The sequence below is a fragment of the Streptomyces sp. NPDC013187 genome (assembly GCF_042899705.1).
In the GTDB taxonomy this organism is placed as follows: Bacteria; Actinomycetota; Actinomycetes; order Streptomycetales; family Streptomycetaceae; genus Streptomyces; species Streptomyces hawaiiensis_A.
The window spans coordinates 1-22,165 of record NZ_JBIBAF010000023.1 but is presented as its reverse complement, the minus strand read 5'-3'; the positions used below and the strand labels follow the sequence as shown (position 1 = coordinate 22,165).

19 protein-coding genes are annotated in these 22,165 nt (G+C 67.0%); 10 read left to right on the top strand and 9 right to left on the bottom strand.

Annotated elements, in window-relative coordinates; all coding sequences use genetic code 11:
• Nucleotides 1–105: 105 nt before the first annotated feature.
• On the top strand, nt 106–1,887 hold the full coding sequence (gene kstD / locus ACFY5B_RS35840; RefSeq protein ID WP_389978191.1) for a 3-oxosteroid 1-dehydrogenase: 1,782 nt from the start codon (nt 106–108) through the stop codon (nt 1,885–1,887).
• Nucleotides 1,888–2,088: 201 nt separating this feature from the next.
• Here the strand turns inward: kstD and ACFY5B_RS35835 are convergent, their stop codons facing one another.
• The 3 genes from ACFY5B_RS35835 to ACFY5B_RS35825 form a co-directional block, all read right to left on the bottom strand.
• A complete protein-coding gene (locus ACFY5B_RS35835) occupies nt 2,089–2,742 on the bottom strand; it encodes a class I SAM-dependent methyltransferase (protein ID WP_389978187.1) in 654 nt (217 codons plus the stop codon).
• Between the two features lie 29 nt (nt 2,743–2,771).
• Nucleotides 2,772–2,936: a hypothetical protein gene (locus ACFY5B_RS35830; RefSeq protein WP_389978184.1), complete on the bottom strand. Its 165-nt coding sequence runs from the start codon at nt 2,934–2,936 to the stop codon at nt 2,772–2,774.
• Between the two features lie 167 nt (nt 2,937–3,103).
• Entirely contained in the window at nt 3,104–3,307 is a 204-nt protein-coding gene (locus tag ACFY5B_RS35825; RefSeq protein WP_003992177.1) for a cold-shock protein, read from the bottom strand.
• A 322-nt stretch (nt 3,308–3,629) separates the two neighbouring features.
• On the opposite strand from ACFY5B_RS35825, the gene ACFY5B_RS35820 reads away from it, so the two are divergent.
• Nucleotides 3,630–4,478: a menaquinone biosynthetic enzyme MqnA/MqnD family protein gene (locus tag ACFY5B_RS35820; protein ID WP_389978181.1), complete on the top strand. Its 849-nt coding sequence runs from the start codon at nt 3,630–3,632 to the stop codon at nt 4,476–4,478.
• A gap of 192 nt (nt 4,479–4,670) precedes the next feature.
• The gene (locus ACFY5B_RS35815; RefSeq protein WP_389978178.1) at nt 4,671–4,859 is read left to right on the top strand and encodes a hypothetical protein; all 189 of its coding nucleotides are present in this window, start codon (nt 4,671–4,673) and stop codon (nt 4,857–4,859) included.
• A gap of 927 nt (nt 4,860–5,786) precedes the next feature.
• On the opposite strand, the gene ACFY5B_RS35810 is transcribed toward ACFY5B_RS35815, so the two are convergent.
• Nucleotides 5,787–10,448 (bottom strand): FtsK/SpoIIIE domain-containing protein, encoded by a 4,662-nt coding sequence (locus ACFY5B_RS35810; RefSeq protein WP_389978175.1) that lies wholly within the window; start codon nt 10,446–10,448, stop codon nt 5,787–5,789.
• 397 nt (nt 10,449–10,845) lie between these two features.
• Here ACFY5B_RS35810 and ACFY5B_RS35805 point away from each other — a divergent pair, with 397 nt between their 5' ends.
• The 5 genes from ACFY5B_RS35805 (at nt 10,846) to ACFY5B_RS35785 (ending at nt 14,267) form a co-directional block, all read left to right on the top strand.
• A complete protein-coding gene (locus ACFY5B_RS35805) occupies nt 10,846–11,145 on the top strand; it encodes a WXG100 family type VII secretion target (protein ID WP_389978172.1) in 300 nt (99 codons plus the stop codon).
• Nucleotides 11,146–11,296: 151 nt separating this feature from the next.
• Nucleotides 11,297–11,572, top strand: a complete 276-nt coding sequence (locus ACFY5B_RS35800; RefSeq protein WP_389978170.1) for a hypothetical protein — start codon at nt 11,297–11,299, stop codon at nt 11,570–11,572.
• A 113-nt stretch (nt 11,573–11,685) separates the two neighbouring features.
• Nucleotides 11,686–12,981: a hypothetical protein gene (locus ACFY5B_RS35795; protein ID WP_389978167.1), complete on the top strand. Its 1,296-nt coding sequence runs from the start codon at nt 11,686–11,688 to the stop codon at nt 12,979–12,981.
• A 12-nt stretch (nt 12,982–12,993) separates the two neighbouring features.
• Entirely contained in the window at nt 12,994–13,644 is a 651-nt protein-coding gene (locus tag ACFY5B_RS35790) for a hypothetical protein (protein ID WP_386635376.1), read from the top strand.
• 11 nt (nt 13,645–13,655) lie between these two features.
• Complete coding sequence (locus ACFY5B_RS35785; RefSeq protein WP_389978165.1) at nt 13,656–14,267, top strand: hypothetical protein; 612 nt, start codon at nt 13,656–13,658, stop codon at nt 14,265–14,267.
• 1,319 nt (nt 14,268–15,586) lie between these two features.
• On the opposite strand, the gene ACFY5B_RS35780 is transcribed toward ACFY5B_RS35785, so the two are convergent.
• The 4 genes from ACFY5B_RS35780 to ACFY5B_RS35765 are packed head-to-tail and all read right to left on the bottom strand — an operon-like array spanning nt 15,587 to nt 18,732.
• Complete coding sequence (locus ACFY5B_RS35780; RefSeq protein ID WP_389978162.1) at nt 15,587–16,270, bottom strand: hypothetical protein; 684 nt, start codon at nt 16,268–16,270, stop codon at nt 15,587–15,589.
• A gap of 2 nt (nt 16,271–16,272) precedes the next feature.
• Nucleotides 16,273–17,151 carry a hypothetical protein gene (locus tag ACFY5B_RS35775; protein WP_389978159.1) on the bottom strand — a complete coding sequence of 293 codons (879 nt, stop codon included), beginning with the start codon at nt 17,149–17,151 and terminating at the stop codon, nt 16,273–16,275.
• 16 nt (nt 17,152–17,167) lie between these two features.
• Complete coding sequence (locus tag ACFY5B_RS35770) at nt 17,168–18,430, bottom strand: putative T7SS-secreted protein (RefSeq protein WP_389978156.1); 1,263 nt, start codon at nt 18,428–18,430, stop codon at nt 17,168–17,170.
• Nucleotides 18,427–18,732: a hypothetical protein gene (locus tag ACFY5B_RS35765; RefSeq protein ID WP_389978153.1), complete on the bottom strand. Its 306-nt coding sequence runs from the start codon at nt 18,730–18,732 to the stop codon at nt 18,427–18,429. Before ACFY5B_RS35765 ends, ACFY5B_RS35770 begins: the two co-directional genes overlap by 4 nt.
• A gap of 604 nt (nt 18,733–19,336) precedes the next feature.
• On the opposite strand from ACFY5B_RS35765, the gene ACFY5B_RS35760 reads away from it, so the two are divergent.
• Both ACFY5B_RS35760 and ACFY5B_RS35755 read left to right on the top strand, forming a co-directional pair.
• Nucleotides 19,337–19,999, top strand: a complete 663-nt coding sequence (locus ACFY5B_RS35760; RefSeq protein WP_389978150.1) for a hypothetical protein — start codon at nt 19,337–19,339, stop codon at nt 19,997–19,999.
• A gap of 41 nt (nt 20,000–20,040) precedes the next feature.
• The gene (locus ACFY5B_RS35755; RefSeq protein WP_389978147.1) at nt 20,041–21,069 is read left to right on the top strand and encodes a hypothetical protein; all 1,029 of its coding nucleotides are present in this window, start codon (nt 20,041–20,043) and stop codon (nt 21,067–21,069) included.
• A gap of 342 nt (nt 21,070–21,411) precedes the next feature.
• On the opposite strand, the gene ACFY5B_RS35750 is transcribed toward ACFY5B_RS35755, so the two are convergent.
• The gene (locus ACFY5B_RS35750) at nt 21,412–22,092 is read right to left on the bottom strand and encodes a hypothetical protein (RefSeq protein WP_389978144.1); all 681 of its coding nucleotides are present in this window, start codon (nt 22,090–22,092) and stop codon (nt 21,412–21,414) included.
• Nucleotides 22,093–22,165 lie beyond the last annotated feature (73 nt).

The window sequence follows — 22,165 nt, the reverse complement described above, 5'->3', positions numbered from 1 at the left end:
CGGGCCGGCTCGGGCGCGCGGTGGGTGCCGCACGGGTCTTGACTTCGCGAGAGCCCCGCGCGACATTCCCCACCCCTTTCGCGTTCTCGTCGGGCTGGAGCGGCCATGACCACACGCACGGACACCCCGGGCACCGCCGGAGCCCCGTCCCGAAGACGACTGCTGGCCGGGGCGGCCGGTGCCGGGCTCGCGGTCGCCACCGGAGTGCAACAAGGCGCCCGGGCGGCCGACTTACCCCCGCTCGGCACGTACGACGTCGTCGTCATCGGCTCCGGCGCCGCCGGCATGACCGCGGCGCTGACGGCCGCGCGCCAGGGCCTGAGCTGCGTCGTTGTGGAGAAGGCCCCGACCTTCGGCGGCTCGGCCGCCCGCTCCGGTGCCGGAATCTGGATCCCCAACAACTCCGTGATCCTTGCGGCCGGAGTCCCTGACACCCCCGCGAAGGCCGCCGCCTACCTCGCCGCCGTCGTCGGCCCGGACGTCCCCGCGGACCGGCAGCGGGCCTTCCTCACCCACGGCCCGGCGACGATCTCCTTCGTCATGGCGAACAGCCCCCTCCGGTTCCGCTGGATGGAGGGCTACAGCGACTACTACCCCGAACTGCCCGGCGGCCTGCCGAACGGCCGCTCCATCGAGCCGGACCAGCTCGACGGCAACCTCCTGGGAGCCGAACTGGCGCACCTCAACCCGCCCTACATGGACGTCCCCGCCGGCATGGTCGTCTTCAGCGCCGACTACAAGTGGGTCGCCCTGGCCGCGGTGAACGCCCGGGGCGCGGCGGTCGCCGCCCAGTGCCTCGCCCGCGGCGCGAAGGCGGCGACGCTCGGCCAGAAACCCCTGACGATGGGCCAGGCGCTGGCCGCGGGCCTACGGGCGGGCCTGCGTTCGGCCGGGGTCCCGGTCTGGCTGAACACGCCGCTGACGGACCTGCACGTCGAGAACGGCAGGGTGACGGGAGCCGTCGTCACCCGCGACGGCACCCCCGGGCTGCTCCGCGCCCGCCGGGGCGTGATCGTCGGCTCGGGCGGCTTCGAGCACGACACGGCGATGCGGCAGCGCTTCCAGCGGCAGCCCATCGGCACGGAGTGGACCGTCGGGGCGAAGGAGAACACCGGCGACGGCATCCGGGCGGGAGAGCGGCTGGGCGCGGCGCTCGACCTGATGGACGACGCCTGGTGGGGCCCGGCGATCCCGATCCCCGGACAGCCGTACTTCTGCCTCGCCGAACGCACCCTGCCCGGCGGGCTGCTGGTGAACGGCTTGGGCCGGCGCTTCGTCAACGAGGCCGCGCCCTACAGCGACGTCGTGCACACCATGTACGACGTCCACGACACCGACCCGGCCATCCCGTGCTGGCTGATCACCGACCAGAACTACCGCAACCGGTACCTCTTCAAGGACGTGCTGCCGACCCTGCCCTTCCCCGACTCCTGGTACGACTCCGGGGCCGCGCACAAGGAGTGGACCCTGGACGCGCTGGCGGCCTCCATCGGCGTCCCGGCGGCGGCCCTGCGCACCAGCGTGAACCGCTTCAACGCCCAGGCGCTCCAGGGCGAGGACCCCGACTTCCACCGGGGCGACAGCGCCTACGACCACTACTACACGGACCCGTCGGTCCTCCCCAACTCCTGTCTGGCGCCCCTCTGGCTCCCCCCGTACCACGCCTTCCGCATCGTCCCCGGCGACCTCGGCACCAAGGGCGGCCTCCGCACGGACGCCCGGGCCCGGGTGCTGCGGGAGGACGGCTCGGTGATCCCGGGCCTGTACGCGGCGGGGAACGCCAGCGCGGCGGTGATGGGCCGCAGCTACGCGGGCGCGGGGTCGACGATCGGCCCGGCGATGACGTTCGGGTACATCGCGGCGAGGCATGCCGCGGGGGTGCTCTAGCCGTGTGTCCCTTGGTCAAAGGGCGTGGTGGGGGATGCCGCGGGGGTGCTCCAGCCCGTGTGTCCCTCGGTCGGAGGGCGTTGTGAGGCTGAGCGTGAACCGGCCGCGGTGCGCCTGGGGGCATCCATGGCCGGTCACGGAGCCGCCCGGGGCGTCGCGCGTGGGGCTGCGGCGATGCGCCGGGCGGCTTACTCCACCGGCTTACTCCACCGGCTTGCGGGCCACGAGGCTCGCCTGGGCGACGGGCTCGCCCTGTGCCTCGTCGGGCTCCCGTACCGTCGTGGCGCGGACGGTGAAGCCGGCGCCGCTCAGCAGGGCGGCGATGCGCTCCGGCCGGCGCCGTCGGAAGGTCAGGGACGCCTGGTGCCCGAAGGCCTCCTCGTAGCGGCGGGGCTCGTCACCGCACTGGAAGCCGAGGAGCAGATGGCCGCCGGGGCGCAGGACGCGGTGGAAACCGGCCAGGAGGGTGGGGAGGTGCTCGTCGGGCGTGTGGATGATCGAGTACCAGGCCACGACACCGTCGAGCGAGCCGTCCGGCAGGTCCAGCTCCAGCATCGAGCCCTTCACGAACCGCAGACCCGGGTGCTCGCGGCGGGCGATCGTGAGCATCGACTCCGACAGGTCGAGCCCGAACACCGACAGCCCCTGGGACGCCAGGTACGCCGTCACCCGCCCGGGCCCGCACCCCAGGTCCGCGACCTCGCCGCCCTCACCCACGAGCTCCGCGAAACCGTGGAGCACGCCCCGGTCGAGTGGCGACCCGGGCCGCAGGTCAGCGAAGTGCGCGGCGTACTCCTCGGCCACGGTGTCGTAGAACACGCGGGTCTCGGTCACGAAGTCAGCCGTGTCGGTCATGGTCGGAGACCCTAGCGCGGCGCCGTCTCTCAGAGGCGGTTCCTCCGGGCGCCGATACCCACACCCGCTCCGATCGCCGTGCCGAACCCGAGGCCCAGGGCCAGGCCCAGGGCGAGGTTGTCCAAGACGGTCATGCCGAGCACGATCCCTATGGCCGTGCCGAGGGACAGGCCGACCGACAGGCCTGTGGCCATGGCCTTGTCGGCGGGTGTGCCGCCGTCCTCCCCGCTGTTCTCCTGATCATTCTGCGTCCGCCCATCGTCCCACGGCCGGAATTCACCTGGAATTCATCGGGCGGAAGGGCCCCGAAAGGGCAGGAGCCCCGTCGCCTTGCGGCGCGGGGCTCCTTGGGTACTACAAATCAGACCGGCGTGACGTTCTCAGCCTGCGGGCCCTTCGGACCCTGCGTGACGTCGAAAGACACCTGCTGGTTCTCCTCGAGCGAGCGGAAGCCGCTCGCGTTGATCGCGGAGTAGTGGACGAAGACGTCGGGGCCGCCGCCCTCCTGGGCGATGAAACCAAAGCCCTTTTCGGCGTTGAACCACTTCACGGTTCCGGTAGCCATAAGCCCTCCTTGGGCTTCAAAAGGGTTGCCCTGCTCCAGAACCAGCAAGTGTGAAGATGAATTCCGCACAAGTGCATATGTCTGAGAATGACGAGAGCCCGCGGTCACATGCTCCGCAGGCTCTGTACTGCAAGGGAAACCAAACTGCAACTTGCGACGAGCCTAGCACGCAGGCTCCGGAATGCAATAGGGGTCAAGATCACGTCACCCGAATGTTTGAACAACCCCCCGCCGACTGGCGGAGGGGGCGCCCGCTACGGGCTCGCACCCCGACGGCGGGGTCGCGCGCCGGTCCGTACGCCATGAGGGCTAGCCTCACGATGTGGACAATCCTCGCACCCGGCCGCGCGTCGGCCACATCCAGTTCCTGAACTGCCTGCCCCTGTACTGGGGGCTCGCGAGAACGGGCACGCTCCTCGACTTCGAGCTCTCCAAGGACACCCCCGAGAAGCTCAGCGAGAAGCTGGTGCAGGGCGAACTCGACATCGGTCCGATCACCCTCGTCGAGTTCCTCCGGCACGCCGACGACCTGGTCGCCTTCCCCGACATCGCCGTCGGCTGCGACGGCCCGGTCATGTCCTGCGTGATCGTCTCGCAGGTCCCGCTGGACCGGCTGGACGGCGCCCGCGTCGCCCTCGGGTCGACCTCCCGCACCTCCGTCCGCCTCGCCCAGCTGCTCCTCGCCGAGCGCTACGGCGTCCAGCCGGACTACTACACCTGCCCGCCCGACCTCAGCCTGATGATGCAGGAGGCCGACGCCGCCGTCCTCATCGGCGACGCGGCACTGCGCGCGAACATGCTCGACGGGCCGCGCTTCGGCCTGGAGGTGCACGACCTGGGCGCGCTGTGGAAGGAGTGGACGGGCCTGCCGTTCGTCTTCGCGGTCTGGGCGGCCCGCCGCGACTACCTGGAGCGCGAGCCGGTCATCACCCGCCGGGTGCACGAGGCCTTCCTCGACTCCCGCAACCTCTCCCTGGAGGAGGTCGGCAAGGTCGCCGAGCAGGCCGCCCGCTGGGAGGCCTTCGACGAGGAGACCCTGGCCCGCTACTTCACGACCCTCGACTTCCGCTTCGGCGACCCGCAGCTGGCCGCGGTCGCCGAGTTCGCACGGCGGGTCGGCCCGACGACCGGTTTCCCGGCGGACGTGAAGGTGGACCTGCTCCAGCCGTGAGCCGGGCGGTGCTCCCGCACTGCTCCGCTGGAGAGCGCAGGCGCACCGAGACCGGGGCCCTCCCCCAAGCTCTCGGCTGCGCTCGAGCAGGGGCCCCCATCGCCGCGGGGTCGAGGTCGAGGCCGCGCGCCGGGTGGGCGGCGCCTGGCCGACACCCTCCTGGACGCCGAACCGGGGGCACGGGTGCCGTGGGTGGCGACGGCGTACGCGGTCGGCCCGTCGCTGTCGGCCGCGCTCGCCGACACCGGACCCCTGCCGGCCCACACCGTACGAGCGGGCGGATGGCTGCCCGGGGTGCTGGTGGAGCAGGTGAGCCGCAGCGCTGTGCAGCTGCTGAATCTGGAGGTGACGGGGCGGGGCCGGGGCTGGGCCCGGGGCTGAGGCTTCGGCCGGGGCCGGGGTCGGGGCCGGGACTGGGGCCGGGGCTGGGGCTGGGGCTGGGGCCGGGAACCGGGGATTCCTCGGGGCCCGTCGGCTTCAGCAAGCCCTTCGGTGGGGGAGTCGCAAGCGGTCGGGGGAGAGGCGCTCGGGACGTTCGGACCACCGCCTCTGGTGCAGTCGCCCACCGCGCCTGCATCCCCGGTACCCACTGCACCCACTGCGCCCACTGCACCCACTGCGCCCCCAGCACCTCATGTACCTCCTGTACCTCCTGCTACGTCTGCGACGGCAGGGGCGCAGGGGGCGCTGCGGGCGGAGCTGGGCGACCGCAACCAGGACGCGATCGAGGCCGCCGTAGCCCGGCACGCCCTGGCACCTCATGGCGCAGCCGTACCCGAGCTCCGCCCCGGGACACCGGCACCCCATGGCGCCGCCGTACTCGAGCTCCGCCCGGGACGGCGATCAGCCGCAGGACACCGCCCCGACCTCCGGGCGCCGCCCGGGCAAGGCGCGGGCTCCGCCCCGTTCGGTTCGGTGCCCGCCGCGTACCTCGGTACCTGGGAGGGCCAGGGCGTCGCCCTCGACGGCAGACTCCCCCTCGGCACGTTCCGGGTCACCGTCGAAGAGGCCGCCGTCGGACGGGAGTCGGGCAAGCTCCGCCAGACGGAGCAGAGCGGCGGGGTCTGCGTCGACGTACTCACCCTGAAGCAGGTGACGAAGAAGGAGCTCGTCGCGACGTCGGTCGGCGCGAAGACCAACCACAGCGGCTGCAACCCCGCGAAGACGACCGTGCAGCTCAAGCCGGTGGGAGATGACCTTCAGTACCGGTCGGAGAGCGTGGAGTCGGGGCGGCCGCAGGCTCGGATGTCGAGGGTGGGGCAGCCCGGGCAGCCGCCCCTCCTCGGACGGCTGCCCCTGCTCGCCGTCTCACCCCGGGATGACGACCGTGCGCAGCTCCCCGTCGCCGAGGTGGAGCATGCCCTTGCCGGGGGCGACCTGGCCGCCGACCATGCCGCGGTTGAGGCGGACGCCGATGAGGTCGCCGCTGGAGGACTCCTGGGGGGAGAGCAGGATGCCGCGGCGGGCCTTCTTCGCGTCGACCTGCCAGCCCGAGAAGCCGCTGCACACGTCCTCCTCGTCACCGGCGATGACGAGCGCGAGCCCGCGTTCGGCGCCGCGCGAGACCAGCTTCTTCATCTGGCTCTCGGCGTCGCAGTCCTCCAGGATCTCGCCGTCGTCGACCAGGACCGCGATCGGCTCCTCCAGGGACGCCTGGTCGATCAGCTCCTCGAACTCGTCCTCGTCGATGTCGTCACCGGTGAAGACCTTCAGCACGCCGTCCGTGCCGTCGAGCCCGCGGAGCGGGGACTGGCGCGGGGCCGCGATGACCAGGCGCGTGCCCTGGGACAGGAACGAGTGGGCGAAGTTCAGCAGGACCGTCGAGCGGCCCGACTTGGCCGGACCCGCGATGACGAACGCCGGTACGCCCTCTGCCAGATCGGGGCCGAAGCCGACGATCTCGTCGCCGCCGATACCCGCAAGACCGAACAGCCGCGAGCGGGACGCGTCCGGGTCGCGCATCTCCCACGCCTCCGGGAAGGAGATGCGGCTGGGCAGGCTGTCCACCCGGAAGGGACGGCGTGAGCGCGGGACGGAGGCGTCCCGGGCCGTGGCCGCCTCACCGATCGCCGCCAGCGCCGCGGCCTGCCCCTGACCGGTCGTGTCAGGCGCGAGCAGCGCGAACTGCGTCTCCGTACCGAACTCGTTGCGGAACGCACGCCCCGGCGGAATCTCCTCCGGCACCTTCCGCGCCGGGATGCCCAGCACCGAGAAGTCGCTGCGGTCGGCGAGCCGCAGACCGTACTTGTCCTCGGTGAGCGTCGCGATCCGGCCCACCAGCAGGGTGCGGTCACCCGTCAGGACCAGGTGGATGCCGACGCTCGCGCCCTCGCGCATCATCGTCTGCAACTCGTCGGTCAGCGACCCGTGGTCGACCTCGCCGAGGGTGGGCACCCAGCCCTCCCAGCGGTCCAGCAGCACCACGATGTGCGGCAGCCGCTCGTCCTCGGCGACCGAGGCCCGCTGCTCGCCGATGTCCGCGAAGCCCTTGTCCGCGAGCACGTCCTGGCGGCGGCTCATCTCGTTCTTGAGCCGGTTGACCAGCCGCACGACCCGCTCGGTCTGGTTACGGCTCACGACCGCGCCGCAGTGCGGCAGCCGCGTCAGCGCGTTGAGCGCGCCGTTGCCGCAGTCGATGCCGTAGAGGTGCACGTCGGCGACCGAGTGCGTACGGGCGATGGAGCCCGCGAGGGTGCGCAGCACCTGGGAGCGGCCGCTGCGCGGGGCGCCGCCGATCATCAGGTGGCCGAAGGAGGAGAAGTCCACGGCGACCGGGCGGCGCGACTGGCTCGCGGGCAGGTCCTCGATGCCGTACGGCGCCGGCGGCAGCTTGCCCGGGCCCCCGGCGAACACCGGCAGCTCGATCTCGTCCAGCAGCAGCGTCTCGTCCAGGGCGGGCAGCCACGGGCTGTGCTGCGGCGGGATGCCGAGGGAACTGTTGGCGTCGCGGATGGTGTCGACGAGGACCTTCAGGTCGGTGATCTCCTCGTCCTCACGGGACTCCGCCTTGGGCTTGACCAGGGCCGCCCGGCCCAGGTCCTCCCAGGTCAGCGGGCCCACCCAGGGCATCAGCACGGCAGGGTCGGCGGCGCCCGGCCGACGGCCGCCGACGCGGCCGGACTGGAACGGCACCAGGGAGGCGTGCCCGAGCCGGGCGTACGCGCGACCCGGGGTGTTCTTGGAGATGTGCCCGGCCTCGGGCGAGTCGATGACGTCCGACGACTCGCCGCCGTCCGTCACCCGCAGCGCGATACGGAGGTTGGTGTTGGCGCGGATCTCGGGCGACACGACACCGGACGGCCGCTGCGTCGCCAGCAGCAGGTGGATGCCGAGGGAACGACCACGCTGGGCGATGTTCACGAGACCGGTGACGAAGTCCGGCAGGTCACGCACCATCGAGGCGAACTCGTCGATCACGATGAGCAGCCGGGGCACCGGCCGGTGCGACGACGGGTCGCGGCGCACCAGGTCCTGGTAGTCCTCGATGTCCTTGGCGTCGGCGGCGGCCAGGATGTGTTCGCGCCGGTGCAGCTCCGCGCCCAGCGACTCCAGCGCGCGCTCCACCAGATGGGCGTCGAGGTCGGTCACCATGCCGACCGTGTGCGGCAGATGCACACAGTCCTTGAACGCGGCGCCGCCCTTGTAGTCGACCAGCACGAACGTCATGTTCTCGGGCGTGTTCGCCACCGCCAGCGCCGCCACGATGGTCTGCAGCAGCTCCGACTTGCCCGAACCGGTCGTACCGGCGATCAGACCGTGCGGCCCGTCCTTGCGGATGTCGATGCCGAACGGCCCGTCGTACGACTCACCGATGACGGCCAGCGTCGACTGCCCGCCCATCCGCCACCGGGCCACGATCGCGTCACTGGTCGGCGGCTCCAGCTGGAGCACGTCCAGCAGCCGGCTCGACCCGGGCAGCGCCGAGTCCTCGGTCTCGCCGCTGATGTCCCGCAGCGGCGACAGCGACCGGGCCAGCCGCAGACACCAGGCGGCGGAGACGAAGTCGGGCCGCACGTCCTTCAGGCGCTCCGCCCCGGCCTCCTCCACGCGCAGCCTCAACTTCTCGCTGCGCTCGGCCTGTTCGGGCTGCTGCGCGGCGGTGTGCCAGGCCTGGAAAGAGGGGAAGGCGCCGGCGGCCTGCTGGGACTGCTGCTGCACCTGCTGGGCGGCCGGCTGGTACTCCTCGGCCTTCGGCTCGGCCACGACGTACGCCTGGCACTCACCGGGCAGGAACCGCTCCTCGGCGTCCAGGCAGATCGCGAACATGGACACGGACGGCCCCTCGCGCAGCAGCCGTACGACGCCGGGAAGGGACCGCAGCCGCCGCGACCCGTCCCACACCACCACGATGTCGGGATCGCTGAAGCTCGAATTGCCCTGCGACTTGTTCTCCTCGGCGGCCTTCTTGCGCGCGTCGAGGATCTGCGTCAGTTCGCCGATGCGGGCGCCGACGGTCTCGGCGTCGGTCCCGATGAGCGCGTTGACGTCCTGCCCGCCGGACGGCCGGGCGTGCGGCAGCCAGCGCACCCAGTCCCAGGACTCCCGCGCGGCGTTGTCGCTCAGCACGTAGAACTGCACGTCCATCGGGCTGTGCAGCGCCGCGGTCTGCGCGACGGCCCAGCGCCCGAGGGCCCGGGCGGAGTCCCCGGGCCCGGCCATACCGACGACACCGAGGGTGCGCAGGTGCAGCGCGACCGGGGCGTCCTCGATCTTCCAGGTCACCTGGCGGCGGTGGTCGTCCTGCTCGGGGTCGTCGAGCACCACCTCGGAGGGCAACTGCCCGGTCCCGAAACGGATCAGGAGGTGATCGCGGTCGGTCCGCCGCCGCTCCCACAGGCGGGTACGGGGCCCGGTCCCGAGGGCGAGCACGGTCGCCGGGTCGGGGATGGCCTGCCGCCGGTCGTTCCGCTCGGCGACGAGCGCGTCCTGGGCGTCCTTCTCGATCCGCTCCTTCTGCTCCTCGTACTCCTGGACCTGCTTGGCGTGCGACTTACGCCCGTGCTTCTTGTCGTTGTAGTAGTTGGCGAAGAGCAGGACCGGGCTGAGGGCCGCCATGATCAGGTAGTACCAGCGCTGGAAGATCATCACCGACACGACGGCACCGACGAGCGGCGTCAGCGCCATCAGCCAGGGCAGCGGTCTGGCCTCGTACTCGCGTGGCGACGAGGGAAGCCGGAAGTTGGTCTGCCGCTCGGGCGGACGCAGCCGCGGGGGCCGGTTGTAGTCGAGGCCCACGCCGTCGTCGGACCACTTGAGGGCGGCGTTCGGGGGTGTGTAACGGGTCAGTTCGAGAAGGGTGTTGCCGACGCCGATCTGAGCGCCGAGGGGCCACTCGACGGGGCCGTCCTTCTTCTCTTCCTTCTTCTCCGGGCTCTTCTTCCTGCCGCGCTTCTTGCCGCCGGGCTCGCCCTTGTCCTTGTCCTTGTCCTTGTCCTTGTCCTCCGCGAGGGAGGCGCCGTCGAGGGTGACGTGCTCCTTGTCCATGTGCACGGCGACCTGGCAGGTGCCGTCGGTGGCGACGGAGAGGGTGAGGGCCCGGGCGTCGACCTCGGGATCGTCGATACGGACGTACGACGCCGCCCCGCTGCCGATGTCGTACCGCCCGACCCCGAGCCGGTGCACGAACCCGGCGGCGGGCCCGCCGACGACCCGCAACTCGACGAGCCCGGTGGGCTCACCCGGCAGACACCCGGACGGATCCTGCAAACTGACGACGGCGCCTTCGCGCAGCGGCGACCCCACGACAGTGGCGCCGGGATCGACGGCGTACCCGTCCACGTACACGAGGGGCGCGTTGTTGGCCGGCGCGTGCCGGTGCTGCCCGAGCGGGATGACCTGCGCCCCGCTGTGCCCCACCTGCTTGGCCAGCTCCTGCGCGATGTCCCCCACGGTGGACTCAGGATCGGCATCGAGCACGACGTCGGCGGTGCCACCGCCGTACGGGTCGACGACGGTCAGAGTCAGGCGCACGACTTGTCCTCCCCGTGCCACTGGGCCGTTGTGGCCGCTGTGGTGTCTGTCGCTGGTCGCCGCGGTGCTGATCGCTTGCTGTGCTGCTCGCCGTCCTGCTCGCTCGCTTCAGTCACGCGGGTCCCAGTGGTACAGGGACGATATCCGTTCGGTGTGACGGCGGGGCAATGGGGAGGCCGTGATGTTCCCGATGGCAACGCCGTACACGCTTTCATGACGGCTCGTTCACAAGGCGGGTATGGGGCACCACAGGCCTCCCCCGTAAGCTGCTGACGCAAGAGCGGACGATCACACCGGGTGCCACGCGCGACCGGCAACTCGGCTTCAGGGCCGACGAGTCCGCAAACAGGGAAGCCACGGGGGTTGGCCCTGCGGCGTTGCGAGAGGGAGCGGCTTCATGGCCAAGGACCTTGATGTCACATATCAGGACATGCGGGATGCAGCCAAGCATGTCGTGAAGGAGAAGGAAAAGCTTCAGGAGAAGCTCGAGGGCCTGAAGAAGTACATCAACAACCTTGTGCAGGGCGGCTACGTCACGAAGAGCTCGTCGAAGGCGTTCGACGAGAACTTCGACGAGTTCGTGCGCGGCATGAAGGACACGCTGGACGGTCTGGACGGCATGGGTGACTACCTGACCATGGCTGCGGACAAGTTCGAGCAGATCGACGAGGAGCTGGCCAAGCAGGCTCGGAAGTGACCTTCCGCTAGAGGTCCTTGGACGGTTGCAGTGAGGCTCCGCGCCCCACCGCAACCGTCCAAATTTGATGCTCCGGAGAATGCTGCATAGTGGGGGAGCCGTGTCTGGTCAGGGTGGGCACACTCGTGCTGATCTCGATGTGATCAGAGAGATGGGAACCGGACTCAGCAATGTGAGGAAGGCTTTTGAAGGCCTGGAGAACCTCAGTGGAACATACGGGGAGGACTTCGGGCATGGCGGTCTAGCCGATAAATTTGAGGAATTCGCCGAAAACTGGGAAATCAGTCGCGAGAAATTGACTGAGGAAGTCAAGGCATTGGCCAAGATCGCCAAAGGGGCGGCCAAAGCCTACGAGGACATCGATCACCAGTTGGCAGAGGCTATCCGCGGTTCCAAGGGATCCAAGAAGTCGCCGAGGGGGAGGTAGGTATGGCAGGGAGACCTCGCGATTGGCATCCCATCGCAGACGGCGACCCGGTCCCCGGTGATCCTGATCGGGTAGCAGCGCTGGGACGACAACTCCGGAAAACAGCCGATGAGTTGGAGCGGCAGATCCGTAGCCTCAAAGCTGTCTCTCGAGTCGACTCCTGGGACAGCGAAGCAGGTAAGGAGTTCCGGCAGAAGGCAAAAGGTAATGTCGGTAAGCTCGAAGCGGCATTGAAACGATACGAAACTGCGGCGGATGCGCTCGGCACCCGAGTGGCGGAGGTTAGCGGCGGATATCAGGATCAGCTTCATGCAAAGCCGTCGAATTATGCGACGGACCTGAATCGGGCTCAGCGGATCGCGGACGCTGCTCTCAGAGATGCCAAGGAAGCGGAGGATCGCAAGGATGCGGCCCAGCGTAGTCTGGACAGCTCCTCGGATAAAGGTAAAGACGAAAAAAAGAAATTTGAGGAGCAGCGGGGTGCTGCCGGAGACGAGATCGCTGCCGCACAGGAGAAGCTTTCTCAAGCCAAGGAGATCCGCGATAAAGCGGCCAAGCGGGCATCCGATGCAATCGAGGCTGTCATCAGTGATGATTCACTGAAGGACGGCTTCTGGGATAAGTTCGACAAGTGGGTCGACGACATCGGATCATGGGCGGAAGAATATGCCACCTACTTCGGTGTCGCAGCCCTTGCAGTCGGTTGGATTCCCGTCATCGGGCAAGCGCTGGCCGGCGTTCTCGGAGCAGTAGCCACCATCCTGACCTTGGTGAGCACCGTTGCCACTATAATCCAGGTCGTTCGCGGCGACAAGGGGTTGAAGGATCTTGCGTTCACTGTCCTCGGTCTTGCCATGATGGGCGTCGGGAAGGCCTTCGCAAAGATTGCCGGGAAATACGTCCAGCGAGCCATTAAGTCGATGGACAAGGCGAGCGCCGCGAATACCCCGAGCCAGCGACGTCGGGCAGTAAAGGCGATAAATAAGGTTGCGGGATCTACGGCGACGACCCTCAGGGAAAAGTTCGAGAATAAGATGGGCACCTTCAAACTGGAGCCTGGAGAGTGGCGTAAGTCTATGATCGAGCCCTTCACTGAGCCCTTCTCGAAGGCTTGGGGCGAAAATCTTAGAGCGCTGAATCCCTTCGGCGGCAACTATCAGGCGGCATGGAGCAAGACGGTAATCCGCGGTGACGGCAATGCTCTGCTAGGTATCGGACGGTCCCTCTCTATGGCGGATCCGGGCGTTGCCTCTGATCTGAAGGATATTAAATTTGCATCCCAAGGCTTGGACAGTCTTGGTGCCGTCAATAAAATCTCACGCAATGCCACCGGACTCTCCTTGGTAGGTGCAGGAGTCACGTCCGTAGGGATGGCATTGGATAGCAACCTGAACCCATTCTTGGATTGAGAGGAAGCGGTGGTGGACGCTCACGAAGTAGGCTCGTCGGTCGACGACTACGAAACCCGGTTTGATTTCCAGCCAGGATGGGTCGACCTGTTTCTGGAGAATCGGATCCATGCTGAGGCGCTTGGAGTGGCCGGTGCGGCCCTCGAACGTTTCAATCCCCTTGAGCGGACAGTGAATGACCGTGACTTGCTGAAGGATCTGGTGGATAGAGCACTTTCTCTCAATACGGATCAGCCTGATTTGGCGGCTGCCTACTACACTCGTGGTGGAGTCGGAATCGCCGATCTACGAGTTGACTCGTACGCAGATGAGGATGCTCCCAGGCCGACTGCGGCAGAGATCACGCCACTTCTTCTGGACTGGTCGAACGCCAAGGTGGTCGGCGATCCGAATGTCCGATACCTGGACCTGGACGCTGGCCCTGCCGTTCGGGTCCAAGCCATGCTGAAGTCCAAACGCATCTTGGGGTTTGGGTCTCAGCTGACCGAGTTCATCAAATATGCGGTGTTTCCCCCGGATGTGGGATACGTAGTTGTGGTCACCGTTACCTGGCGGAGCATGAATGAGTCCGAGGAAATCGTCCGGCTGACCGATGAGTTGGTTTCCACGATGAGGCAAGTGCCACGGGGCCCCGAGGGGGCCGAGATGGGCTCAACCGACTGATTGGGACGCATGTGAAGACTGCCGACGACTTTTCTTCGCCTCCGACGGACTACAATCTGCTCGTTCCTGACGGATGGTTTGAGATCTCCCTCGATCCAGAGGAGCGTGATCAAAGCATCCTCGCCTTGGTCGACCTGCAGTTTCGAGGCGTGGACAATGCGCCGCACCTCAAGCGAGAGCTGATGACCGATCTGCAGAAGAGGGCCAAGAGGGCATACGGAATCGGTGGCACACAGCTCTACCTCTCATTGCTCACTGCTGGGCCTGTGCCGTTGGCTTCCTCCTTGCTCATCAGTGTCCCTGCCACGGCCGAATGGTCCGCGTGCTCAAACGCGGATGAGTTGGCTGCACACCTAGCCGACCGGTGGCCCGGGGAAAATGCCGAACTAGGCGTAAAAAGGCTTGAAGCAGCGGGCGACGCAGTACGAGTGCGCCGCCGTGATGCGCCGAATCCTGATAGTCAGATGGGTAATACGCTTCCGGTCACGACACTTACTTACTACGTGCCGATCCCGACCGCCAGGCGCTGGCTGATGCTGAACTTTTCGACCCCCATGGATCCCCTGGCGGATCAGATGGTTCACCTCTTCGACACGGTGGCCGGCACTCTGCACTGGATGTAGCAGCGGTTGGCGGCGCCCTATGTGCTGATGTTCATGTCGACGTGTGCCCCTGGTCAAGGCTACGACGGGCCTCAGGTTCAGCTGCTGGCTTGTGGCGGCGATAGTAGGTAACGCACAGCCAGACGATCACACAGGTGGTGGCCAAAGAGGTAAGAAGGCCGACGGCCCATAGCCATGGGTAGTTGCTGAACACCCAGCTGGGAGAAGAGGCTGCCCCACGGCCCCACTTCCCAGTGTCCTGGGCGTTGTAGACCAGGCTCGCCCACGGCACGAGTGCCGCCATGGCCGAGGCGCCCACCATAGTGTTGGTCAGGGTACGCACTGGATGCGCCCTCCAGGACTTCCATTTCATGTGCCTCAGGCACAGGGCCGACAGCACTACGAGGCATGGTCCGCCTGTGCCGACGAGCGCAGCGAAACCGTAGGCACCGCCCGGCCATCCCTCGGCGGCCCACTGCCACGTGTCGTCGCCCCAGAGCATGTCAAGGGTGGCTAGGAGGACGATGAGACCGGCAATCCCCAAGCCGATCGCGCAGCCGGAAGCGGAAACTTCACTGCTGTTCGACTTGTTCCTGCGCGGGCCCCTTCTTCCCGCCTTCCGGTCATAGTTCAGTGCCGATGCGGAGGCCCGGCGGCGTCGTGGTTTGGCGGATTGTCCCATGGCGTGAAGCCTTCCCTTTTGATTTCCCTTTTTAGATCGAATCAGCGACCTCGCTCCGTACGGTCGCTCAGCCGACGACATCGGCTGAGGTCTGAGGGTGCTGGCCCCAGGCCGATAGCCGACAAGCTGACAGGCTATCCACGGCTGTCCCTCGGCCCTCGTTGGCCGTGGTCCTCCTGCACACGGCTGGGCTGTCCCGAGGATGAGGTTGCGCGGTGGGAAGCGCAGCGGTAGGAGGCAGATCGATGTCACGGCGCGCGGTCAGCCGTTGCGGCATTTGGGATGGTTTGGCCGAGAGCGGGCCGTTGGAAGCAGCGCTACGGTTTGGGATGCGGTGCTGACGTTTTTGGCTAGAGGCCGCCCTATTTCCGTAGAGCTTGACGATCTGCTTGATGCCATAGCCCGTGCCGCCGCCGAATTCATATACGTCCTCGACGAGTTAGTTGGCTCTCGCCGACGGTCGAGGCACCGGCGCCTCAAGGTGCGCGGCGGGCATCCCACGCGATCGCCACCTGCTAAGCAGGGCGCTGACTAGGAGGACGGTCTAGGAGCGGGGCAAGGTTGGCCAGGGCGGTCTGTGGTTCGCTCGCGACGAGCAGACTTGTCCCTCGTTCTTCCAGACCTACATTCTTGGGCGGCGCGCAGAATGCACTGAATCTCAACTCACCATGATATCTGCAGCCGTGTTCCCGGGCGATGACCCGAAGGACACGGTTTCCAGAACCGCAGCCGTCATGTCGCAGATTTCTCCCCAGTACTCCATGGCGGCGGTGTCCAGCGTGAAAACTGCGATGAAGGGGGCATCCGGGAAGGGCACGAACACCTGGATCTGGCCCGTGAGAAGCTTTGCTTCGTCGCCCGTCGCGGTGAGCTCCGCACCAACTGTGATCTCGCGAACGCTGATGTTCGATACGGCCGGTCCACAAGGCAGGGTGATGCGGCGGCTGTCGTTCCCCGGGTCTCGGCCGAGGGACCGCCCGATCGCCTCAGTGGCCTCGTCTCTCGTCGCGTACGGCGACACGATCGCGCCCACGGTGAAGGAGAAGTGCACGACGCCGCCGTTGCCGTCGCCGAAGACGCCCATGGCCGAGTAGGCCAACCCGGAGTCTGCGAAGACTTCAGTGAGTCCGGCGTAGAAGGGCGCCGCCGACTCCCAGAGATGGGCATCGCCGTCGGGGAAGAGTTCACGAGTGAACTCGGTGGCGGCCGATATCCGGGTGTCCGAGTCCGCGTCGACGGGCAGGGCGTGGAAGCCCTCCGGGGCGACGAACTGCAGGGGAGGAATGGCCGGGTCGTCGATGACGGTCGGGATCCCGGAGGACTTCGGGTTGTTGGTGCTCACGTTCACGCCTTGCTGGGTTCGATGTCTCCGGGGGCGGGTGTCGCGTCCTGGCCGGCTTCGTCCATAACGAAGCCCCGTGACTCGGAGACGCCGTTCCGTCCTTGGCCCGGACCTGTGGATTGCACCCGTACCAGTCCGCTCGGCAACCGCGTGATGACAGTGTTCGGGTCATCGGAGGACAGGGAGGCGGCGAAGTCGGAGAGTCGTTCGCGTTGCTCTGCTGAGAGGTCACTCTCGGACAGTCGACGGTGGCTTCCTGTCAGCAGTCCGACCAGCTCGGTGGTGTGAGCCGAGACGTTCGTCGTCAGCCGTGACCATGAACCATCCTGAAAGGTGATCCGAAAGTCCTTACGGCTGATGCTGAATGCCTTGGGAGCCGCTTCAGCGATGTCCTCCCGCGGAGCCTCCCACAGCGCCTTGCTGTCCCCGACCACAAGCAGACGCCGAGTGGTCAGCACGATCTCGGTGACATATCCGTGCGGGCGCCTGGAAGGATCAAGCTGCCATGGCAGTCCACGGGCGGTATCGCCGGCGTCGGCCCACATGACAGGGAAATCGTCGATCTCGTTTTCCCGCTCTTCCAGTTTTCCGCGTCCCGGCTCGGGATTGGTCGTGCTTCCGCCTAGGAGGTCGGAGAGGATACCGCCAGCCACAGCGAAGACGCCTGTTACCGCAGTTCGCACATACACGCCGATTCGGCCGGGTAGGCGGCGAACCGCGAAGGTGCTCCCCTCCGGCCAGCCGGGCAACTCTGCCTCGATGTCGTTTCGCAGGCGGTCACGGAAGGAGCGTCGTCCCTCTACGGACGCGGCCGTTCCGGTCGCGAATGAGACCGGATAGCGTGCCAGTTCCTTCTCACCGGGGTCCGGGTGCCAGTTCACAGGGGTTCCGTCCTCGTCAGGATGCGACCGATTCCTGGAAGCGGTCGCCAGGGTTGATGAGATCGCCGACATGTGTAGGGATCGACACCAGCTTGGGAGCGATCTTGATGCCGGCGTCGATTCCGCGACCCAGGTTGCTCATCGGGTCGATGGCCCAGCGGTTGCCGCTGGCCAATTTGAGTCCACGGGTTCCGAGCCATTGGCCGTTGTGAACAGTCTGCTCGGCCACCAGCGTCATCCTGCCCATGAGGCCCTCGGCCTTGATGAGACCGCCGTGCTTCAGGCCCCACAGGCCGATGGTCTTGCCCTTGATCGTGCGGCTCACAGCTCCCGCGACATTATCGCCGACCCCGACGATGTTCCGCTCGATCGTTGTGACGCCACGAAACCCTCTGCCGAGTTGCGTCGCACGCGTAGCCGCGACGGCGCCATCAGCGACCTTGACGCCCTTCGCGAATGCGCCGATGCCCGGAATCGCCCCGAGCGCCTCAAGGCCCATACTGAACCAACTGACGTCGGCGCCGCCTGCCTTCGCCGCAAGATGGCTGAGCAGTGCGATACCGCTGGTCACGACCGCAGCCGTGGCGAAGATTGCTCCCAGGGGCGGGAAGGGCATCGTGATGATGGCCAGCATGCCCAGGATGCCGCTCAGGTCTCCGACCAGGTCGCCGATGGTCTTGAAGAGATCGGCGTTGTCATGGAGCCATCCCTTCGCATCGTCCCAGAAGCTGTCCTCGATGGCATCATCGAGTTCGTCGCGGATCTTGTCCGCGTAGTGTGAGGCGCGCTCGTCCCGCTCGGAGGTGATGCGGATGAGCTGGAGCCGATACTCCGAGAGAGGGTCGTGGTCCGTACCGCTCGGGGACGGACTCGGCTCGCCTGGGCCCGGCTTGTTGGTGGAAGCCTTCTTCTTATCGGCGTCTGCCTCTTCCTGGGCCTTCTTCGCGTTCGCGAGAACCTTGTCGGCCTGGATCTGGAAGTCCTCCAGTTCGCCGGCCCAACTGGTCAGGTAGCCGTGTACGTTTCCGTAGCGGTCCGCGACTTCGCGAAGCTTCTTCTCCAGGCCCTCGGACTCCTCCCGCAGAGCGCCCGCGTACTTGCCCTTGAGCTCGTTGTCGTCCCCGATGCCTCGAAGCAGGCGAGCTTGCTCACGAAGAGAACTCGCTACGCTTTTCATACGCTTTACTTCGGAGCGTATCTCGTCCGGGTCTCCTGGGACCGGGTCCGATTCCGCCAGAGGGTGCCAGTCGCGGGGCCGGGCTTTCGGAGCCGTTGTCACTTCTTCTTTTCCTTCTTGCGGAGTTCCTTGGCCAAGTCGGCATCCAAGCCGGTGAACCCGTCGATGGTGGCCTTGATCAGCTTGCCGACGGTGTCGATATGCGTGAGCAGGCTTTCACGGTAGTCATCCCAGTTATCCACGAACTCGTCCATGGCTCCTGTGACGTCACCGCTGCCCCAGTACTCGCGCATGTCGTCGCGATGATTGCCTAGGTTCTTGAACTCTTTCTTGATTTTTCGGAGCCGGGACTCCGACTCGACAAGAAGGTCGACGTTCACCCTGAGATCTGAGTCGTTCGCCACGCTTACTCTCCGGCCGGGCTGGTGGTTCTGGGCTGGAGCCGTGCTCTCAGCGATTGACGGCTTGGCCTTCCCGGCCGACGCGTCACTAGCCGGTCGGCCGCGGCCGACCGGCTAGCACGGCGTGGCAGTGCTGTGGGCCGGCCGTCGAGCTCGTCCGGGATGCTGTAGCGCTCTTCGCCGCGAAGCCGCATTCCCCTGACTTGCGTGGCCGCACCCGTGGCGAGAGCCAGAGGGGCAGGGGTGATGAGGGTCTGTCCCGACCCGGGCCATCCAGCACTCATGTCAGACTCCCCCGAGGAACGAGAACGGTGTGCCAGGTACGCCGACGGTATCTGCTGGGTTCTGCAGTCCGTCGGGCAGAGCCTGTCGGCGAAGTGGGGTGATTCCTGCGCTTGCGGGTGGAGTTGGGGGTGTGCATAAGTGACGCGTCATTTCCAAGTGGTGAAGCTGGTGAAGGTTCGTCGACGCGGGTGATCTCCAATGTGAAGAGGTCTCCACAAAGATCACACGACCGCATCGGTCCTGATAGGCGTTTCGGTCGGCGGCTGTCCCTCATGCCATCATCCGTTGTCACGCCGACCATCTACCTCTGAGGACGAGCGCCATGCTGACCACGCGCCGGAGGGTGGCTGCGGCCTGCCTCCTTGCTGCTGTCACCTTCTCTGTGGCTGGTTGCAGCAGCGATTCGGGCGACGGAACGAACAGCGACGAGATCGCAGGAGCCGGTGGGGGAGGGGAGGAATCGCCGTCACCGTCCGCATCCGCCGCGCCGGAGAAAGGCGCGCCGACATTCGACTTCCCGTCGGATGTTAAGGCTGCCGTCGAGAACGAGCAGACCGGAGACGCTACGAAGGACGCGATCCTGCGAGACGTGGCGTACTCGGCTCAGGCGCGTCTGGAGGCCTTCGGTAAGGGCAAGGGTCAGACGGCGAACATGAACCGCTACTTTGCGGCCTCGGCCCTCACTTACTGGACCAATCGGATCGCGACGGTCAAGGAGAACGGGCTCACCGTCAGTGGTGACTACCGATACTTCGGCTTCGAGGTCACGGACGTGACGAACGGCAAGACCGCGGCGGTCCGTTACTGCGAGGACCAGAGCAAGGGGTACAGCAAGGAAATCAGCACGAAGAAAGTGCTGCGTACCCAGCCGAGCGACAAGGACTTCATCCTGTACACGCTTCAGGCCGCGAAGGGCTCGCGGGGCGACTGGCAGGTGCAGAAGCAGAGCTGGAAGAAGGGGGACGCGTCGTGTGTCCAGGGGTAGAGGCACAGGCGGTTCGGCAGACCCGTCGTCCGGTTCTCCGCGTGGCCGCGGCCGCGGGGCTCATTGTGACGCTGGGCCTCGGTTCCCCGGCGTACGCGGGTGACGGCCAGGTCGATGGAGACGGCGGCACCACTGAGACCGACCAGCCGGGTGCCGACTCGGGCTCCGGCACCGATGCCGGCGCCGAGTCCGGCAAGGGCTCCATCGGTGCCCACATCCGCATCCACCAGAGCACCCCGGCCTCCAGCGGCTCCACCGCGTCCGCCACCTCCTCGGACGCCGACTGGGAACCGCCCGTGTGCTGGTACGAGCCCATGTACACGCCGGAGGAGTACGAGAAGTTCATCGAGGACGCCTACGGAGGCGCGGGGGAACCCGCCGCGAGTTACGCGCGGAAGCGGGACAAGGAGAAGTACCACAAGGGCGACAAGGGTTTGTGGTGGCAGGTCCAGTTCCGCGATGACAACTTCAGCAAAGCCTGTCCCGTCACCACGGACAACTGGGAGATCTGGGTCCCGCCCGCCGATCCGCAGCCGGATCCGAACAAGGTGACGCCCGAGATCCTCTCCGAGCTCGCCTTCAACTCGACCAAGTTGCCCAGCCCGCCCGTGGAGTTGCAGCCCCGCGCGGACCGGCTGCTCGTGAACCTCGGTACGCGGGTCGCGTTCAAGGGCGACCTCGACCGCGTGTGGACGACAGCCAGCCTCGACTACAAGGGCGTCCAGCTCGCCGCCACCACCGTGGCCACACCCGTGGCGCTCAAGGTCGAAGCGGGTACGGCCGACGCCGACCCGCAGAGCTGTACGTATGACCTGGTCAAGGGCAAGGGCGGCTACAAGGCCGACAGTGAGGGTGCTGGCTGCAACGTCACGTATCTCCGGGCGTCCGGCAACGGCACCTACCCCTTCAAGGCGTCGATCACCTGGAAGGTGACCTGGACAGACTCGGCCGACCCGGACGGTCCTGCTCGGCAGCCGGGACTGCCGGACGGGCTGTCCACGTTCGAGCAGGATGTGACGGTCAAGGAAGCTCAGGCAGTGATCCGTTCGACCGGCGGAGACCATGTCTGAGACCGCGGTGAGGGGAGCGCCGGGCGGTCAAGGGGCCTGATGGCGCTTCGACTTGGTGCGGTGGGGGGTGTTGAGCGTCGCGTGTGCCGGCGGTTCGTTCGGGCTCGCTTGGCTCGGGCCCGTCGTGCCGTTGCCGAGTCCGGTGGGCGGGGTGGCCCTGCTTGGGGCCACCCCCCCCGCCGTGGTGCTGGTGTACCTGATCATGGAGACGAGGTCGCTTCCGGACCTCTTGCCGCTCGTGTCGACCTCGGCCTCGGACGCGCCAGTAGCCCTTCGCTGTTGCTGTGCCGGCGGTCATTCCGAATGCCACGAGGCAAGCACTCACTGCGGTGATGCCGCGAGTCAGGGAACGCACGTCTTGTCCCCTCTCTTCGACAGCACCTGTGTGGTTTGCCAGACCCCCTTGCTGTTCTTCTTGAGCTGCGTGCTGTACGTGACGTACGGGCTCTCGTCTGACGGTGACTTGTCCACCGTTCCGGTCTTGCGGTTCTTGTTGAAGGCCTTGCTCTCGTCGGCGCAGTAGACCACCGCAGCCGTGTCGTCGTCCGCGACCTTGACCTTGGGGTCGAAGTAGCGCGTGACGCCTGTCCACGTCAGGTCCTCGTCCAGCCAGGCCCGGACCCATTTCTGCGCGCTCACGAGTGCTTTGCCCTGGCGGTAGTACGCGAGTGTTGCCGAGTTCGTGTCGCCGCGGAGGATCGCATCGTCCACCGCGTTCACCGTCTGCGTTACGTCGGACAGCACTGCGTCTTCGACCGGATCACCCGTCTTCCAACCCTCGAACTTGTTCTCCACGCCTTCGGGAAACGTGATCTCGGGCCGGTCGGCAGGGCCGGCTTCGCTGGCGCTTGGTGAAGCCGAGGTCGCTGTGTCACCTGCATCGGCCCCTGCGATCTTGTCGTTGCTCTTCGAACTGCCGTCCCCGCTAACGCAGGCCGTCAACAGCAGTGCTGCCGTCGCCGCCAACGCGGCAGCAACGGGCAATGAGCGGCGCTTCACAGTGAGCATTTTCAGCGTGACCACCTATCAGGTGACAGCTCCGGCGCCTCTGGCGCAAGCACTTGCCGGGGAGGCAGTCAGTTGAAAGCGTCGGTCA

What these genes read in the sequence shown, in the direction of transcription:
- ACFY5B_RS35760 (WP_389978150.1), top strand. Translation starts at nt 19,337, where the DNA reads ATGCTGACCACGCGCCGGAGGGTGGCTGCGGCCTGCCTCCTTGCTGCT.
- ACFY5B_RS35835 (WP_389978187.1), bottom strand. Translation starts at nt 2,742, where the DNA reads ATGACCGACACGGCTGACTTCGTGACCGAGACCCGCGTGTTCTACGAC.
- ACFY5B_RS35825 (WP_003992177.1), bottom strand. Translation starts at nt 3,307, where the DNA reads ATGGCTACCGGAACCGTGAAGTGGTTCAACGCCGAAAAGGGCTTTGGT.
- ACFY5B_RS35805 (WP_389978172.1), top strand. Translation starts at nt 10,846, where the DNA reads ATGGCCAAGGACCTTGATGTCACATATCAGGACATGCGGGATGCAGCC.
- ACFY5B_RS35830 (WP_389978184.1), bottom strand. Translation starts at nt 2,936, where the DNA reads ATGGCCACAGGCCTGTCGGTCGGCCTGTCCCTCGGCACGGCCATAGGG.
- kstD (WP_389978191.1), top strand. Translation starts at nt 106, where the DNA reads ATGACCACACGCACGGACACCCCGGGCACCGCCGGAGCCCCGTCCCGA.
- ACFY5B_RS35800 (WP_389978170.1), top strand. Translation starts at nt 11,297, where the DNA reads ATGGGAACCGGACTCAGCAATGTGAGGAAGGCTTTTGAAGGCCTGGAG.